The following is a 17004-nucleotide window of genomic DNA, read 5'->3' as shown; positions in this document are numbered from 1 at the left end:
ATTGTGAAAATAGGTTGTATCCAATTAAATGTAGGTTTTGGTAAGGTTGAGGAAAATTTTGCGCGAGCTGAAGAGAAAATTCGTGAAGCCGCAAACCTTGGAGCAGAAATTATTGTGTTACCGGAAATGTGGAATTCAGGCTATGCACTAGAGAAATTACAGGAGCTAGCAGATGTTGATGGTGAACGCACGAAAGCCTTTTTGCAAGGCTTGGCGCAAGAACTGGGCGTCCATATTGTCGGTGGGTCAGTTTCAACGAAAAAGGAAGATAAATTTTACAATACGATGTACACGTTCAATAAAGACGGTGAACAAGTAGGCGAATATAGTAAGGCTCATTTATTCCGATTAATGGACGAGCATTTATTTTTAGAAGCAGGGGATAGCATGAATCGCTTCCAGCTGGGTGAAATCGAAGCGGCAGGCGTGATTTGCTACGACATTCGCTTCCCAGAATGGCTACGTGCACATGCACTGGACGGCGCAAAAGTATTATTCGTACCAGCACAATGGCCAACACCACGCATTGATCACTGGAAAACATTATTACAAGCACGTGCCATCGAAAACCAATGCTTCGTCATTGCAGTCAACCGAATTGCCAACAAAGTAGAAAACTTCAATGGACAATCAATGGTGATTCAGCCATGGGGGGAGGTACTTTGGATTGGCGCGGAGGATGAAGAGGTTGCTGTAATTGACGTCGATTTCTCGATTGTCGATGAAGTACGCGGGAGAATTCCTGTATATGAGGATAGACGACCTGAGTTATATGGGGAAGTAGTAAAAAAATAATGAAAAAAATCCAGCAGAAGCATCATTTTTCTGCTGGATTTTTAAAGCATTAGGTAAGCTAGTCTAATGATAAGCACTAACAAAGCACTACCTGTTAATAGCATTAAAAATAGAATTCTTTTCTTTAATGTATCATTCATTTAAATCCTCCTGCTGCATTGAAGTAAACATATAGCCGTTATAAGAATTATGAATAACCATCACAATTCCCATCAGCATGAAGTTAGATAGGAGAGAACTACCGCCATAACTTAGAAAAGGTAATGTCACACCTGTGACAGGTAAAAGTCCAAGCGTCATACCAATATTTTGTGTGATTTGGAATGCTAATAAACTAGAAATACCAGCGCCCATAAGTGTCATGAATGGATCTCTAGCTTGCACAGTAATCAAGACAATTCGATAAATGACAAAAAACAATAGTGCAATGACAAATGCGCCTCCAATAAAACCTACCTCTTCAGCAATAGTAGAGAAAATATAATCTGTATGTTTTTCAGGGATATAGACCTCATTATTTAAATAGCCTCTCCCAGTCATCTGCCCAGAACCAATTGCTATAAAACCTTGTCTAGATTGAAAGGATGAATCCATATATTCGTAGGGGTGAAGCCAACCATAAATGCGTGAAACTTGATGATCTGATAATTTCGCCAAAATCATTTCAGTGAAAAAATTATTAAATTTCACATATAGAATAACGAGTGCGCTAACAATGACCGCTGGTACAGCGGTAAATGCTACGAGTAATTTTGTCTGTATGCCGGAAAAGAAAATCATCGGCAATAACATCGCCATATAGAGCATGACCATCCCCGTATCGGGCTGCTCATACACAACTAGCACTGGTGGAACGACAATCAGTGCAATTTTAACAAGTAGCTTAAAGTCCGCTAAATAAGAAGGGCGTGTAAACTTCGCCTGATGCGCCACTATAACCTTGCTCACAACAATTAAAAACGCAAACTTTAAAAACTCCGACGGCTGAATCGTCCCGATAAATGGAATCTGATACCAAGCTTTTGCTCCATTCACTGCGCGTGCAATATTTTCTGGCGCAAAAATCAATCCCACAGTTAGCCCAACAATCAATCCATAAAACGGCCAACCAAACTTTTTCAATTGCTCGATATCAAGTATGGTCACACCATACATCACTAAAAATCCAAGTATGTAAAAAATAAATTGCTTTACAGTGAAGGAGCCTTCATACTGTCCGATTGCCACACTGCTGGAATGGACGAAAAGACAGCTAATTACTCCTAGTAATAACAAACTAACGGCTAAACTTTTATCAACCCTTCCCTTACTCTTAATTTTAAATCCCTCCCTATATTTGTAAAATATGTTATTAATACAAAACGATAGGGAAAGTAAAAAGTTTCAAATAAAAAGCTAAAGTACCGATAATTTTCCTTGAAAAAATAAATTAGCACTTATAATGGGGGAATTATCGAAAAATGACTCTATCTAATAAAGTGGTAGTTGCTTTCCGCTCCAAGCAATTGCTAGCAATAAAGGGGGAGAGAGGATTCTATCAATGGATGTAAGTATTTTTTTAAAGAGCTCATTATTAGTAGCAGGCTTTTGGATTAGATTGGAGTGGAGGCTGTGCGACTCCTGGGGGATTACAATAAAGGAACGGAGGCTGAAAACGTCACATCCTGTGACGACGCCTTCGTGACCAACATCGTGTTGGCCCGAGACCCTGGAGCGAGGCAATAAAGGAACGAAGGCTAAAAACGTCACGTCCTGTGACAACGCCTTCGTGACCAACATCCTGTTGGCCCGAAGCTGGCTCATCGGACGCCCCCCGGAAAGCGCACAGCCGGAACGGAAATCCCTCATTCATGATGATGAATCCCTTGTAAAATGAGTTCGATATTTTGGGGTGTAATTTTTCACATATCGAGTTAGTGCTTAAAGATGAAAATCATCAACGAGAATCTTAGCAAAACTTTTACAAAAACATCACACAGGCTTTATATCTCAATATTATCCTTAGTGTAAGGATGGAAGAAGGAGCCGAAAGTGATGCATTTTTTTCGTTACATTAAAGTGAAGGATAAGCTACTTGTACTAATGATTGTTTGTGTACTATCAAATGTACTGTTAGGTGTGTTTAGTGTAGATTATTTACGGAAAATGTCGTGGCATGCGAGCGAAAGTCATACGCAAGGGCTTGTACCAATTGGATGGTTGAATGAGTTAGAGGAAGTCCAGCGACAAATGGATTTTTTAGTGACGACAAGTGGAAATGATCAGAAATTAGCTGCAATACTAAAGAATACAGAGAAGCCTTTACGTCAGTTAGAAAGTCTGGATATCGATAAAAAAATGAGTCATCAGGTGAAAAAATACAAAACTCTACTAGCGCAGCAAACGGAGTTGATAAACGACTATCAGCGTTTGGATGGAGATGCGTTAGAGAATTTTTATGAGCAGTCGTATTTGCCGATGAGCCAGCAGAGCCATACTTTATTAGAAGAGACACAAAGTTATTTAGTGAAGCGTGCAGAGGAACAGCAAGCTGTATACCAAAAGGATATGCAATTTGCTTATTGGTTATTAGGAGGCGTATGTATATTTGTCGTGGTACTTGTTATGGTCATTGGTTATGTGGCGACAAGGGCAGTTAATGTCCCGACTCGTCAGCTGAAATCTTTGTTAAAGCGTGCGGAGCAAGGTGATTTTACTGCGAATGCTAGCTATGTGGCGCAAGATGAGCTAGGAGAAGTTGTCCTTTCCTATAACCAGATGGTGACAGAGGTGAAGAGGCTATTGCTGACTGTCACAAGCAGTGCGCAGGAAGTTGAAGGGATGACGGAAATACTTCAAGAGTCGTCTGAACAAGCAACGACGACAACGATGAAAATGGCGAAGGATATTCAAAAAATTTCTGATTCTACGAATGTATCGACAACGAAATTAGCTTCTAACACGGCTTCTTTAGATGAAGTGCTAAAAGGTGTGCAAGTCATTTTAGAAAAAGTGAAGTCAGTTGAGCAGTTTGCTTATGAAGCGGCGAAGGATGCTGAAAGTGGGACAGACATTGTACAGGCTAATTTATCACAAATGCAGGTGATTAAGCGTGCGGTTGAAAAGTCAAATACAGCTATTTCAAATCTAGTCGAGCGAGCAGAGACGATTGATCAAATGGTGGAGGTCATTGAAAAAATTACGGCACAGACAAATTTACTGGCACTAAATGCATCCATAGAAGCAGCAAGAGCAGGCGAACACGGAAAGGGTTTTGCAATTGTTGCGAATGAAGTGAGAAAATTAGCCGAGCAAACAGTACGTTCAACACAAATGATAACGTCGATTGTACAAAATATTCATGTCGATTCGCAGTACGCTGTGCAAATGATGGAAGGTGTATTATCAGCGACGGATAAAGGGGTAGCAGTTACAGGGCAAACAGCCACAAGCTTCGAGCATATTTTAGAAAAGGTCCATACAATTAAGCCTTATATGTTTGAAGTTTCGACAACGGTGCAACAAATCGCTAATCATACAGAGAAGATAAGCGAGGATGCGCTTATGTTGACCTCATTTTCGGATGAGAATGCAACGTCCACCAAACATGTAGCGACTTTAACAACAGAGCAATTAAAAGCACAGCAGCATTTTCATAATTATATAAAAGAGGTGCGTAAGGTATCGAAAGTGTTACAGATTGCTGTGAAACGTTTTTCAATATAATAAAAGATGTGTAGTGTAGAAAAATAATGAAGTTTCGAGAAGATGGAGAACTTTACTTTATGGAGAGCCGTAGAGAAAGTTCTTTTTTTATGTAAAAAATAGATAATTGTATTTATGGAAAATACATATGTGTTTTTCTGCTCTTTTCGTCACATTATTTAAGAGTAATCATATACTAGTAGTAGCGCATTTTATGTTGAATTTTCGAAAAGTTTAAATATTGGTATTGTGTTTTTAAAAAGAACACATTATAATGATAAACATCAAATGTAGTGTTAAATCAATGTTTATATTAAAGATAATGTACTTTCTAAAAATACAAATGTTTGCCGTCGGAGGTTATTGAATATGAAAAAAATTATGGTGACCGGAGCGCTTGGTCAAATTGGTTCTGAATTAGTAGAGAAGCTTCGTGGTATTTATGGAGAGGACAACGTATTGGCGACAGATATTCGCAAGCCAGAGCATACAAAGGGTCCGTTTGAAATTTTGGACGTCTCAGATGGACAAAAAATGCATGATTTAGCAAAGGATTTTGGTGCTGATACAATGATGCATTTAGCTGCATTATTATCTGCTACTGCAGAAAAAAATCCATTGTTTGCTTGGAATTTAAACATGGGCGGGTTAATGAATGCGTTAGAGGTATCTCGTGAATTAGACATGCAATTTTTCACACCAAGTTCAATTGGGGCATTCGGTCCGTCAACGCCAAAGGACAATACTCCGCAAGATACACTGCAACGTCCAACGACGATGTATGGGGTGAACAAGGTAGCAGGCGAATTATTATGTGACTATTATTTCAATCGTTTTGGCGTAGACACACGTGGTGTGCGCTTTCCAGGTCTGATTTCTTATGCAACTCCTCCGGGTGGCGGTACAACAGATTATGCGGTTGAAATTTACTATAAAGCGATTGAGCAAGGTAAGTACACTTCTTACATTAAAGAAGGTACGTACATGGATATGATGTATATGCCTGATGCACTGCAGGCGATTGTTGACTTAATGGAAGCGGATGGTAGTAAGTTGATTCACCGAAACGCGTTTAACATTACGGCGATGAGCTTTGAGCCAACTCAAATAGCTGCTGAGATTAAAAAACATATTCCACATTTCCGTTTGGATTATAAAGTTGATCCTGTGCGGCAAGCCATTGCAGATAGTTGGCCGAATTCTTTAAACATTGAAGCGGCACAAGAGGAATGGGGCTTCAAAGCAGAATATGATTTAGCACGAATGACAGAGGATATGCTGGCAAAGTTAAAAGTGAAGCTTCAAAAGAAAGCAATTTCATAAACAGAATCCCGTAGCGTTTTACAGCTACGGGGTTTATTCATTTTAGGCATAAATACAGCTGGTGATATAACTATATGGAAATACAAAATAACGGTTTTAAAAAGAAATTTTTTGGAATATATAGCGTATTTTTCGGATTTCCAATATAATGGTATTCAGAATATTAATAGTATTCGAACAATAACGTTCTATTAACTATTCAACAAGGGTTTAAGGGGAATTTCATAGGAGAAGGGATGAATGTTTTATGATGCAAGGACCATTAGTGTTAACGAATTATTTTAAACGAGCAGAAAGTTATTTTGCAAGAAAGACAATTATTTCACGTACAAGCCCTACTAAAATTCACCGTTTAACGTATGGCGAATGGGCAAAAAGAACACGCCGATTAGCAGATGCATTGACAAAGCTTGGTATGGAGAAGGGCATGAAAATAGGTTCCTTCGCATGGAATCAGCACCGTCATTTAGAGGCATATTTCGCAGTACCATGTTCTGGCGCCGTGCTACATATGGTGAATATTCGCCTATCTGAAGAGCATTTAATTTTCATTATTAATCATGCAGAAGATGAAATTTTACTAATCGATGCAGACCTTGTGCCAATTATTGAAAATATTGCTTCGGAACTTAAAACAGTAAAACATTATATTATTATGACGGACGAAGAGACGTTACCAGAAACAACATTACCAAACGCACTATCCTATGAGGATTTACTTGCTGCTGCAGATGAGAGCTTCGAATTCCCAGGGGATTTAGAAGAAGATGCACCGGCTGGTATGTGTTACACAAGTGCAACAACCGGGAATCCAAAAGGTGTAGTTTATACACACCGTGGATTAGTACTTCATAGTACGATGCTTAACATGGTGGACTCAATGGGAATTTGTGAACGCGATGTCGTGATGCCGATCGTGCCGATGTTCCATGTAAATGCATGGGGGTTACCATTTGCAAGTGTAAATGTTGGGGCATCGCAAGTACTGCCGGGACCTCATTTCACATCTAGTATAATACTAGATTTAATCGAACAGGAAAAAGTTACGTTAACAGCGGGTGTACCAACAATTTGGCTAGGTGCTTTACAAGAGCAAGAAAAACGAGAGCGTGATATTAGCTCTTTACGTGCCATTTGCGCGGGCGGTTCTGCGTCACCAGCAGGATTAATTCGTACATTTGAAGAGAAATACGGTATTCCATATATCGTGGTGTACGGCATGACGGAAACGACTCCAATTGTGGCACTGTCGAATTATATGTCATGGATGGACGAATGGCCAATTGAAAAACGTGTGGAAGCACGTGGTATGCAAGGTATGACGATGGCTGGCATTCAGTCGAGTATTGTGAATGAAGAGGGTGAAGTACCGTGGGACGGTGAGACGATGGGTGAACTGCGTCTACGTGGCCCGTGGATTTCACACGAATACTATCGAGACGAGCGTACGATCGACGCATATCGTGATGGCTGGTTGTACACAAGTGATATTGCGGTACGTACAGAAGATGGATTCATTAAAATTATGGACCGTACGAAAGATCTTATTAAATCGGGAGGGGAATGGATTTCTTCAGTAGATTTAGAAAATGCTTTAATGACGCATGATGATGTGTTCGAGGCGGCTGTTATTGCGATTCCACATGCTAAGTGGCAAGAGCGCCCACTTGCTTGTGTCGTGTTGAAAGAAGGGGGCACTGTAACTGCAGAGGAGCTTCTTGCATTTTTAGAAAGCCAATTTGCGAAGTGGTGGGTGCCGGACGATATCGTATTCTTAAATGAGATTCCGAAAACATCTGTTGGTAAGTTTTTAAAGGCGAAACTGCGTGACAATGTTGCAGAATTTTATCCGAAATTAAATTCATTAGTATAAAAGAAAGAGCGATTTCCATTAATAGTGGAAATCGCTCTTTTTAGATCATTATTTATTCAACATATGGAAAACTTGCTCGACGTCTTTATCGCCACGTCCAGAGATGTTGATGATGATGCTTTCTTCGTTTGAAAGTGTAGGTGCAAGTTTTAATGCATGTGCAACGGCATGAGCGCTTTCAAGTGCTGGAATTATTCCTTCAACTTTTGATAGTACTTGGAACGCTTCTAGCACTTCTTCATTCGATACAGTCACATATTCAGCACGACCAATTGTTTTTAACTGGCTATGCTCTGGACCACAGCCAGGGTAATCTAAACCGGCTGCGATTGAATATGTCGGCAGTGGATTGCCTGCTTCATCTTGCAGTAATAGACATCTGAATCCGTGTAAATTACCTGGTGTACCTTCATTTAATGTAGCTGCTTTATCTGGCTCAACGCCGATTAAACGTACTTCATCATCAGTGATATATTCAGCGAAAGCACCAATGGCATTACTGCCGCCCCCAACGCAAGCAAGTACTGCTGTAGGTAACTTGCCTTCCTTTTCAAGAATTTGCTCACGGCTTTCTTTGCTAATCACTGATTGGAAGTGCTTCACCATTGATGGGAATGGGTGAGGCCCAACTGCTGAACCTAGTAAATAGAAAGTAGTTTCATAGTTTTCCACTAAATCAGCGAAAGCTTCATCTACAGCATCTTTAAGACGACCTTGACCTTTATCGACGGCCACCACTTTTGCGCCTAGTAACTCCATACGGAACACGTTTAATGCTTGGCGTTTTGTATCCTCAAGCCCCATATAAATCGTACAATCCATGCCGAACATTGCACAAGCTGTTGCTGTTGCTACGCCGTGCTGACCTGCACCTGTTTCAGCGATCACACGATTGGCACCCATGCGTTTTGCTAGTAAAATTTGTCCTAATACGTTATTAATTTTATGTGAACCTGTATGATTTAAATCTTCACGTTTTAAGTAGACTTTCGCGCCACCTAATTGATTTGTTAGGTTTTCAGCGAAATAGAGCGGTGATTTTCGGCCGACATATTCGCGTAGATAGTAGTCTAATTCATTTTTGAAATCTTCGTCTTCTTTATATTTTTGGAAATTGTCATCTAATATATTTAATACATTTTGAAGTTCTTCAGGAACGAAGCTACCTCCAAATTCACCAAAATACCCTTTTTTCTCTGCTACTGTACTCATCTAATCTCGACTCCTCTATTCTAATTTTGTCCATAAAAAAAGCCACTTCAATCCCTTAGGTAAAAGGACGAGTAACCGTGGTGCCACCTTTGTTCGCAATCATTGCGCTCTCAAACCTCCTGTAACGGGGAGTAACACCGTCCTCACATTTGGATGAGGCTGCTCCGAAGTCCATTCGCAAGTGTGTACTGCTGATTTACACCGACCATCAGCTCTCTATAAGTACAAAAGCTTGTTACTACTCTTCTTCTACGCATGTTATTGAAATGAATTTTAAGTTATTTTCAGAATAGTGTCAATAAAAAGATACACCCTCAAATAAATTTGAGGGTGTATCTTTTCTGTGGCGAAAGCGAAGCGACAGCCACAAAAAGAAAGATCTATGGGGAGAGTAAAGCAATACAATGCAATAAAAAAAGACGAACCTCAGTAGAGACTCGTCTGAAAACGTTAGATTAATTTTTTGAAATTTAAACGTTTGTTCAGTGCATACATAATTGGTGCACCGATAGCTAATACAACGAATTCGCCAACAGCGACTGTAAGCCATGTCCATAAGAATGGCAATTCAAGCGCTAAGTTTAATTCGAAGGCGATGATGAACATCGTGCTTGTAAATAATAAGGTGTTAATGACTAAACGAGCCCAGATATTTTTCACAAATTTACATATGAAGATAAATAGGCTAAGTGTAATCACAGAATGTCCAACACCAAAAGCAAGATCGTACACGCCTAGTGGTGAAAATAAATTGGAGATAAAGACACCAATAATGATACCACCAGCAAAGCGAGGATTAAAAGCAACTAAATGGTTGAACATTTCCGATACACGGAATTGCACCTGAGTAAAACCAAATGGTTGAACAAGCAAGGTTACAGCAATATACAATGCTGCAATAATTCCACTTGCCGCTAAAAATTTTATTTTCATATTCATTTCTCCTTAGTTTTTTTTCGTGGGATGGTTACGAACCACGGTGTTTTGCACAAGTAGATATTCTAGTATAGCGATGGGGAGAAGTCAAATGTCAGAAAAATAGTGTTGTTCAAAAAATTTGCATCTTGTGAAGATCAAAATTTGCTAAATTGACATAAAAAAATTTCATATTCTACGAAAATATTTAAACCTACATAAATCGCGTAGTTTAGCGGTTTAAAGCGACAAATTAATAGAAAAGAAAAAATATTTCGTCATATTTAAAAGTCAGAACATTCATAATGTTGTTGACGAACCTCATTAATAACGATAATATAGCGATACATTCATACTTTGCTAGGATGAAGTGCCATATTGTTGGTACGGTATAGCATGATAATGAGACAAAAGGTCGAGGGGGATTATTTGTGAAGAATAATATGAAAAAGTTTTCTTTACTTTTATTCGGTTTAGTTTTACTACTTGCTGCATGTGGCGGTGGTACTGAATCGAAAGGTGACGAAAAGAATAATGCAAGTGAAAGCGGCTCTAAAGGGGAAAAAACATATAAAATCGGGATTTCTCAATATGTTGATCATCCTTCTTTAAACGCAGCGACAGATGGTTTCAAAAAAGCAATTGAAGAATCTGGATTAAAGGTGGAATTCGATCCACAAACTGCTGCGGGTGATAATAGCTTGAATACAACAATTGCTAATAACTTTGTAAGCTCAGGTGTAGATTTGATTTTTGCTAATGCAACACCTTCAGCTCAAGCAGCTGCAGCAGCGACAGGTGATATTCCTATTATTTTCACATCTGTAACGGATGCGGTTGGTGCAGAATTAGTCGCTTCAATGGAGGCGCCAGGTAAAAATGTAACAGGTACGATAGATTTACACCCAGATACGATTTCAAAAACAGTAGCATTCCTAAAAGAATTAGGTGTTAAAAAAGTCGGTATGGTATACAACGCTGGTGAGCAAAACTCGGTGGCACAAGTAACAGAAGTGAAAAAAATTGCGGCTGAACATGGTTTAACTATAGAAGAAGCATCTGCAGCAACTTCAGCAGATGTAAAGCAAGCTACGGAATCATTAGTAGGTAAAGCAGAGGCATTTTACATTATTACTGATAACACAGTTGTGTCTGCATTAGAATCAGTAATTGATGTAGCAAATACAAATAAATTACCACTTATTGTGGGTGAACTTGACTCTGTAGCACGTGGTGGCTTAGCTGCATACGGCTTCCAATACTTTGATATCGGATATGAAGCTGGACAAATGGCTGTGAAAATCCTTAAAGGCGAAGCAAAGCCTGCAGAAACACCTGCACAATATCCACAAAACTTAAAATTAGTAATAAACAAAAAAGTAGCAGATAGCTTAGGCATCGATGTAAAAGATACTTGGGGTGCTGAGCTTTTAGAGCAATAATTTAAGTGTGAAGCGGGGTGTTTTAAACCCCGCTTTATCTTCATTTTAAGAAAATATTTTAGGAGATGATTCATCGATGTTTACAACAATTTTCGGTTCAGTGGAGCAAGGAATCATCTATGCAATTATGGCACTCGGTGTGTATTTAACTTTCCGCGTGTTAGATTTTCCGGATTTAACGGTTGATGGAAGCTTTGTAACAGGTGCAGCTACTGCGGCGATGATGATCGTGCTTGGCTACAACCCAATCATAGCTACATTAGTAGCAATTGTTGCTGGATTTATTGCTGGATGTATGACAGGAATTCTTCATACAAAAGGGAAAATTAACCCTCTATTATCAGGGATTTTAATGATGATTGCGTTGTACTCTATTAATCTACGTATTATGGGGTTAACTGCAGAAAATACGATAGGACGTCCGAATATCCCACTTTTAAATTCAGAAACGATTTTTTCAAGTTTCCAAAATTGGTGGGGTAATTTAGGCATTGATGCCGCTTTAAATAATATATTAAAAAACTTCGGAGTACAGTATGTACCTTCTACTTGGGGTACGCTGATTGTAGTATTATTCATCACGATTTTAATTAAATTTATTGCTGACTGGTTCTTAAAAACAGAGGTCGGACTTGCTATTCGAGCAACTGGTGATAATAAACGAATGATTCGTAGTTTTTCTGCGAATACAGATACACTTATTATTCTAGGACTGGGTCTTTCAAATGCACTTGTCGCATTTTCTGGAGCTTTAATCGCACAGTATTCGAAGTTCGCGGATAACGGAATGGGGATTGGGATGATCGTTATTGGTCTTGCCTCTGTTATTATCGGTGAAGCAATCTTCGGGACAAAAACAATTATGCGCACAACTCTTGCTGTTATCGCAGGAGCAATCATTTACCGTATCGTATTAGCACTCGCACTAAAAGTAGATTTCCTAGATACAGGAGATATGAAATTAATCACAGCAGTTATCGTGATTATGGCGTTAATTATTCCTCAGTTTGTTAATAAAAACAAAGAACGTAAACGTAAAGTGAAACGTGCACAAAGTGTAGCAATTGCAAAGCAAGGGGGAAGCGATCTTGCTTAAATTAGATAGCATTAACAAAATTTTTAATGAAGGTACACCTGATGAAAAAATCGCATTAGCGGATATTAATTTACATTTAAAGCCTGGTGATTTCGTAACGATTATTGGTAGTAATGGTGCAGGGAAATCAACGATGATGAACATGGTATCAGGCGCACTAACACCTGACTTCGGTACCATTTCAATTGATGGCACTAATGTAACAGGTTTGCCGGAATACAAACGTTCACAATTTATCGGTCGTGTGTTCCAAGATCCGATGGCGGGTACAGCTCCGACAATGACGATTGAAGAGAATGTGGCTTTAGCCTATTCTCGAAATAAGGGACGTGGACTACGAATTGGCGTTGATAAGAAACGCCGTGAGTTTTTCAAAGAGTCTCTGGAGATGCTAGGCTTAAATCTAGAAAATCGCTTGTCGGCGAAGGTAGGTTTATTATCAGGCGGGGAACGTCAAGCATTGTCGCTTTTGATGGCAACCTTCACAAAACCCTCGATATTATTACTAGATGAGCACACAGCTGCACTTGACCCGTCACGTGCAGAGCTCATTACAAGTATTACAAAACATCTTGTAGAAAAAGATAAACTGACGACGTTAATGGTGACACATAACATGCAGCAAGCTTTAGACTTGGGGAATCGTTTGATTATGATGGATAAAGGTCAAATCATCTTGCAAGTTGGCGAGGATCGCAAGCACGAACTTACAATTCCAGACTTAATGGCAGAATTCGAACGCATCCGCGGCGAGAAAATGAACTCCGACCGCGCATTGCTAGGATAACTATTTGTTTGCTTGGCGCTCACACTTTGGTGTGGGCGTTTTTTCGTGTTTGTAAGGTGGATGTCGATATTTTTGAGATGATGGGCGATAAATTTAGAAAAGTAGGTGATAAACTAAGAAACTCTTCCTATAGATCACGCAACCTTATCGATAAAATAGAAAACCTGTCCGATAAACCCTAAATGCGCATAAAAAAACATCAGCCACACTACGTAGCTGATGCCAAAAACTATACTAATAACCCAAACAATTGGAGATCATTATTCACTTCTTTATAATTGAAACCGAATTGCTTCATACGAGCAAGCAGTCCTTCGTATTCGTCACGATTACCGAGTTCGATACCGACTAAAGCAGGGCCACTTTCTTTGTTGTTTTTCTTTGTATATTCGAAAGTGGTAATGTCGTCATTTGGGCCTAAAACGCTTGTTAAGAACTGGCGAAGTGCACCGGCACGTTGTGGGAAGCTAACGATGAAGTAGTAAAGTAAACCTTCATGAATTAATGATTTCTCTTTAATTTCTTGCATACGTCCAATATCGTTGTTACCACCACTGATGATGACTACGACAGATTTCCCTTTAATTTCTTCTTTATAGAAGTCGATTGCTGCAACAGAAAGTGCACCAGCCGGCTCAGCGATGATTGCATGTTTATTATATAAATCTAATATTGTTGTACATACTTTACCTTCAGGCACCAGTACGATGTCGTCTAAATAGCGGCGACACACCTCATATGTGTGATTGCCAACACATTTTACAGCAGCACCGTCTACAAATTTATCAATCCAATCAAGTGCGACAGAGCCACCTTCCGCAAAAGCGGCCTTCATACTACCTGCACCAGCAGGCTCAACTCCGATAATTTTACTATTGGGCGATAGGTTTTTCACATAGGCAGAAACACCCGACATTAAACCACCACCGCCAATACTACCGAATACATAGTCGATAGGCTCTTCCATGTCGTTCATGATCTCGACAGCAACAGTTCCTTGCCCAGCAATGACATCAAAATCATCGAATGGGTGGATGAAGATTTTGCTTTGTTCCTCACAATAAGCCATTGCGCTCTCAGCAGCATCATCGAATGTATCACCAGCTAAAATAATTTCTACATACTCGCGACCAAACATACGCACTTGGTCGATTTTTTGTTTTGGTGTTGTTTGTGGCATGAAAATGCTTGCTTGGATTTTTAGTTGTGCACAGGCATAGGCCACACCTTGTGCGTGATTGCCTGCACTGGCGCATGCAACTCCATATTCTCGTGCTTCTGATTCGATTTTTTTAATTTTATAGTAGGCACCACGAAGTTTAAAAGATCGTACATGCTGCAAATCTTCGCGCTTAAAATAAATATTAGCTCCGTATTTCTCAGATAAATAATCGTTTTTTTGTAGCGGTGTGTGGACCACTACATCTTTTAAAAAATGATGTGCAATAAGGATATTTTCGACTTGCACGGTTTTTGTATCAGTCTCCATTGAATTTTTCCCTCCGAATTTAACTAAAACATATATCATTTTAACATAAAAAAGGGATTAGGAGACTAAATATTTAGTTAATTCTAAAAATTAAAACGTTTTCAAAAAAAGCAATTGTTCTCGCTTGTTAAATGCGAGAACAATTGCTACATAAGTTAGAAAATTAGGTGTGCCATCAGTGCGGCAATTGGTAATGAAATAAGGGTACGAAGTAAGAAAATCACGACTAGGTCTAAAAACTTCAGTGGGATTTTCGTACCTAAAATCAGTCCGCCGACCTCAGACATATAAATAAGTTGTGATACAGAAACGACTGCGATCACAAAGCGTGTCATTTCAGATTCAATGCCAGCACCTAAGATTGAAGGAAGGAACATGTCAGCAAATCCTACAACCATCGTTTGTGCTGCCTCAGCTGCTTCAGGTAATCCAAGTACTGTTAAAATAGGCTCAAATGGTTTCCCTAAAATTGTGAAAACACTTGTGAATTCAGCAAGCATTAATGCAATCGTACCAAATGCCATAACGATTGGTGCTACGCCAATCCATAAGTCAAACATGTTTTTAAAGCCATCTTCAAAGAATCGACGAGGGCTACGATTAGCATTCGCGACAGCTAAAGCTTTTTCTAATCCATGTGTCACAGAATTATAGCCTTCAGGCAACTTTTCACGGTCTAGGTCTTGTGGTGATCCATCAATGTACGTATCTTCTTTACCAGCGAGTGGATAAATACGCGGCATGACCATTGCTAGTACAAGCCCGCACAGTACAACTGTTAAATAATACGGGATAAAGTATTGTGAAAGATCTACACTATCTAACACAACAATACAAAATGTAATGGACACAATTGAAAAGCTTGTCGCAATAATGGATGCTTCTTTTTTTGTATAGTTACCTAATTCGTATTGTTTACTTGTCATGAGGACACCGATTGTACCATCACCAACCCAAGAAGTAAGTGCATCAATCGAAGAGCGACCAGGAATTTTAAAGAGTGGACGCATAATATACACCATCATTGAGCCGAAAAACTCTAACAAGCCGAAGTTTGTTAAAAACGGTAATAATAATCCGGCAAATAAGAAAATCGTAAATAAAAATGTCACTAATCCATCGTTTGGATCCATTAATAATCCACCGGTATTTTCATTAATAATTACAGATGGGCCAAAGTCAAATACGACCATAGATGCAAATATCAAGCCGACAAGTCGTGTAATTGTCCAAAACCAATTGACGCGGAAAAGCGTATCAATAAAAGTTGGCTTCTTCTCATCGTGCGGCATAAATTTAACAATGAGTGCACCAAAACTGGCGATTGCAAAAATAAATAAAGTAAAGTAGCTAATGACAGGAGCGACAAAACTAGCGAGTAGATTTGCCATAATAGCAATAGGTACTTTCCATCCATCATCCGTTAAGAGGGGTGTCATGAATAAAAGCACACCGATAAGAGAAGGAATGATGAAGTAAAAGTATGTAGAAACAGGATATTTCTTCATATTGTGTATATACCTCATTCTCATAGTTGTTATTGTTGAATAATTATACATAATACATGGTTATCTATGCGTTGTCCACAAATAGAAAAATAGTGAAACTTTTCAGTGAATTTAATGTTTGTAGGGGATGCGAAAAGTAGGTTACATAAAAAGACATCTTGCTAAAAAGAAGTTTTAGTGGCAATTACGTCAATGAATTCTATATGAAGAATTTGCAGAGTGTATTCAAGGCAACTGTTGATTTCCGTTACATGTGGTGCTTTCCAGGGGGCGCACTTTGAGCAGCTTAGGACAACAAATGTTTTGTGTAGCGAAAGCGAAGCGTCAGCTACAAGATGTTTTGTGTAGCGAAAGTGAAGCGTCAGCTACAGGCTGTTGGTCATGAAGGGTGTGCTGCTGTCGCTTCGCTTTCTCGCAGATGAATTGTCACAGGACGTGACGTTTTTAGCCTTCGTTCCCCTAGTGCTCCTTCATGGGCTTAAGTTCCTCGCTGATCTCCTAGGAGTCACCGCCTTCCACTCCAATCAACTAGTATTTTTATTAGAAAATTTTTTTACTATACGAGACAGTAAAAAGGGATGAACATTCTAATTTTGCGAGAAGAGGGCTGTGAGCGGCTGACCTTACTCACACAATATCTAATGAAAAGATACTTTATCAGCATAAAAAAACACTCCGCTCTAAAAGAAGCAGGAGTGCGGGACTGACCTAATAACATGAGACAAATAAAAACACCTTTCATTGAATAACGGGTATTTAAACCTGAAATAATCAATGTGGAGGTATTTTTCTATGGGAACAAGAGTCAGTTATCCAATCGAAGTAAAAATGAAGGCCATTGAAATGAAATTAGCAGGTGTATCAACTAAAGATATTATGG

At 39.2% G+C, this 17004-nt stretch carries 12 protein-coding genes, 1 riboswitch and 1 other annotated feature; of the genes, 7 read left to right on the top strand and 5 right to left on the bottom strand.

The features are described 5' to 3' along the window. The first annotated feature begins 3 nt into the window (after positions 1 to 3). Positions 4 to 795, top strand: a complete 792-nt coding sequence (locus ACIQ2D_RS12580; RefSeq protein ID WP_402864495.1) for a carbon-nitrogen family hydrolase — start codon at positions 4 to 6, stop codon at positions 793 to 795. Between the two features lie 132 nt (positions 796 to 927). Here the strand turns inward: ACIQ2D_RS12580 and ACIQ2D_RS12575 are convergent, their stop codons facing one another. Next, on the bottom strand, positions 928 to 2070 hold the full coding sequence (locus ACIQ2D_RS12575; RefSeq protein WP_402864493.1) for an FtsW/RodA/SpoVE family cell cycle protein: 1143 nt from the start codon (positions 2068 to 2070) through the stop codon (positions 928 to 930). A 759-nt stretch (positions 2071 to 2829) separates the two neighbouring features. Here ACIQ2D_RS12575 and ACIQ2D_RS12570 point away from each other — a divergent pair. From ACIQ2D_RS12570 to ACIQ2D_RS12560, 3 genes are all read left to right on the top strand, one after another. Next, positions 2830 to 4500, top strand: a complete 1671-nt coding sequence (locus ACIQ2D_RS12570) for a methyl-accepting chemotaxis protein (RefSeq protein ID WP_402864491.1) — start codon at positions 2830 to 2832, stop codon at positions 4498 to 4500. Positions 4501 to 4848: 348 nt separating this feature from the next. Further along, complete coding sequence (locus tag ACIQ2D_RS12565) at positions 4849 to 5802, top strand: L-threonine 3-dehydrogenase (RefSeq protein WP_402864489.1); 954 nt, start codon at positions 4849 to 4851, stop codon at positions 5800 to 5802. Between the two features lie 247 nt (positions 5803 to 6049). Then, positions 6050 to 7675, top strand: a complete 1626-nt coding sequence (locus tag ACIQ2D_RS12560; protein WP_402864487.1) for a long-chain fatty acid--CoA ligase — start codon at positions 6050 to 6052, stop codon at positions 7673 to 7675. A gap of 48 nt (positions 7676 to 7723) precedes the next feature. Here the strand turns inward: ACIQ2D_RS12560 and trpB are convergent, their stop codons facing one another. Together trpB and ACIQ2D_RS12550 are read right to left on the bottom strand one after the other, a co-directional pair. After that, positions 7724 to 8887 carry a tryptophan synthase subunit beta gene (trpB, locus tag ACIQ2D_RS12555; RefSeq protein ID WP_402864486.1) on the bottom strand — a complete coding sequence of 388 codons (1164 nt, stop codon included), beginning with the start codon at positions 8885 to 8887 and terminating at the stop codon, positions 7724 to 7726. Positions 8888 to 8947: 60 nt separating this feature from the next. Beyond that, positions 8948 to 9148 (bottom strand) — a binding site (T-box leader). Positions 9149 to 9337: 189 nt separating this feature from the next. Beyond that, complete coding sequence (locus tag ACIQ2D_RS12550) at positions 9338 to 9820, bottom strand: QueT transporter family protein (RefSeq protein WP_402864484.1); 483 nt, start codon at positions 9818 to 9820, stop codon at positions 9338 to 9340. A gap of 6 nt (positions 9821 to 9826) precedes the next feature. Next, positions 9827 to 9871: riboswitch (PreQ1 riboswitch) on the bottom strand. 362 nt (positions 9872 to 10233) lie between these two features. Here ACIQ2D_RS12550 and ACIQ2D_RS12545 point away from each other — a divergent pair. From ACIQ2D_RS12545 to ACIQ2D_RS12535, 3 genes are all read left to right on the top strand, one after another. Then, positions 10234 to 11244 (top strand): ABC transporter substrate-binding protein, encoded by a 1011-nt coding sequence (locus tag ACIQ2D_RS12545; RefSeq protein WP_402864482.1) that lies wholly within the window; start codon positions 10234 to 10236, stop codon positions 11242 to 11244. A 76-nt stretch (positions 11245 to 11320) separates the two neighbouring features. Further along, positions 11321 to 12340, top strand: a complete 1020-nt coding sequence (locus ACIQ2D_RS12540) for an ABC transporter permease (RefSeq protein WP_402864480.1) — start codon at positions 11321 to 11323, stop codon at positions 12338 to 12340. Next, positions 12333 to 13127 carry an ABC transporter ATP-binding protein gene (locus ACIQ2D_RS12535; RefSeq protein WP_402864478.1) on the top strand — a complete coding sequence of 265 codons (795 nt, stop codon included), beginning with the start codon at positions 12333 to 12335 and terminating at the stop codon, positions 13125 to 13127. Before ACIQ2D_RS12540 ends, ACIQ2D_RS12535 begins: the two co-directional genes overlap by 8 nt. Before the next feature lie 229 nt (positions 13128 to 13356). Here ACIQ2D_RS12535 and ilvA read toward each other — a convergent pair whose 3' ends face one another. Next, the gene (gene ilvA, locus ACIQ2D_RS12530; RefSeq protein WP_402864477.1) at positions 13357 to 14616 is read right to left on the bottom strand and encodes a threonine ammonia-lyase IlvA; all 1260 of its coding nucleotides are present in this window, start codon (positions 14614 to 14616) and stop codon (positions 13357 to 13359) included. A gap of 155 nt (positions 14617 to 14771) precedes the next feature. After that, the gene (locus tag ACIQ2D_RS12525) at positions 14772 to 16124 is read right to left on the bottom strand and encodes a YjiH family protein (RefSeq protein WP_402864475.1); all 1353 of its coding nucleotides are present in this window, start codon (positions 16122 to 16124) and stop codon (positions 14772 to 14774) included. Positions 16125 to 17004 lie beyond the last annotated feature (880 nt).

The organism is Lysinibacillus sp. NPDC097287, assembly GCF_044761695.1.
In the GTDB taxonomy this organism is placed as follows: Bacteria; Bacillota; Bacilli; order Bacillales_A; family Planococcaceae; genus Lysinibacillus.
This window is presented reverse-complemented; position numbering and strand designations above follow the sequence as displayed.

Bases quoted from the DNA above. Each gene is read 5' to 3' on its own strand.
- ACIQ2D_RS12550 (WP_402864484.1), bottom strand. From the start codon at position 9,820: ATGAAAATAAAATTTTTAGCGGCAAGTGGAATTATTGCAGCATTGTAT.
- ilvA (WP_402864477.1), bottom strand. From the start codon at position 14,616: ATGGAGACTGATACAAAAACCGTGCAAGTCGAAAATATCCTTATTGCA.
- ACIQ2D_RS12540 (WP_402864480.1), top strand. From the start codon at position 11,321: ATGTTTACAACAATTTTCGGTTCAGTGGAGCAAGGAATCATCTATGCA.
- trpB (WP_402864486.1), bottom strand. From the start codon at position 8,887: ATGAGTACAGTAGCAGAGAAAAAAGGGTATTTTGGTGAATTTGGAGGT.
- ACIQ2D_RS12525 (WP_402864475.1), bottom strand. From the start codon at position 16,124: ATGAAGAAATATCCTGTTTCTACATACTTTTACTTCATCATTCCTTCT.
- ACIQ2D_RS12570 (WP_402864491.1), top strand. From the start codon at position 2,830: ATGCATTTTTTTCGTTACATTAAAGTGAAGGATAAGCTACTTGTACTA.
- ACIQ2D_RS12560 (WP_402864487.1), top strand. From the start codon at position 6,050: ATGATGCAAGGACCATTAGTGTTAACGAATTATTTTAAACGAGCAGAA.
- ACIQ2D_RS12565 (WP_402864489.1), top strand. From the start codon at position 4,849: ATGAAAAAAATTATGGTGACCGGAGCGCTTGGTCAAATTGGTTCTGAA.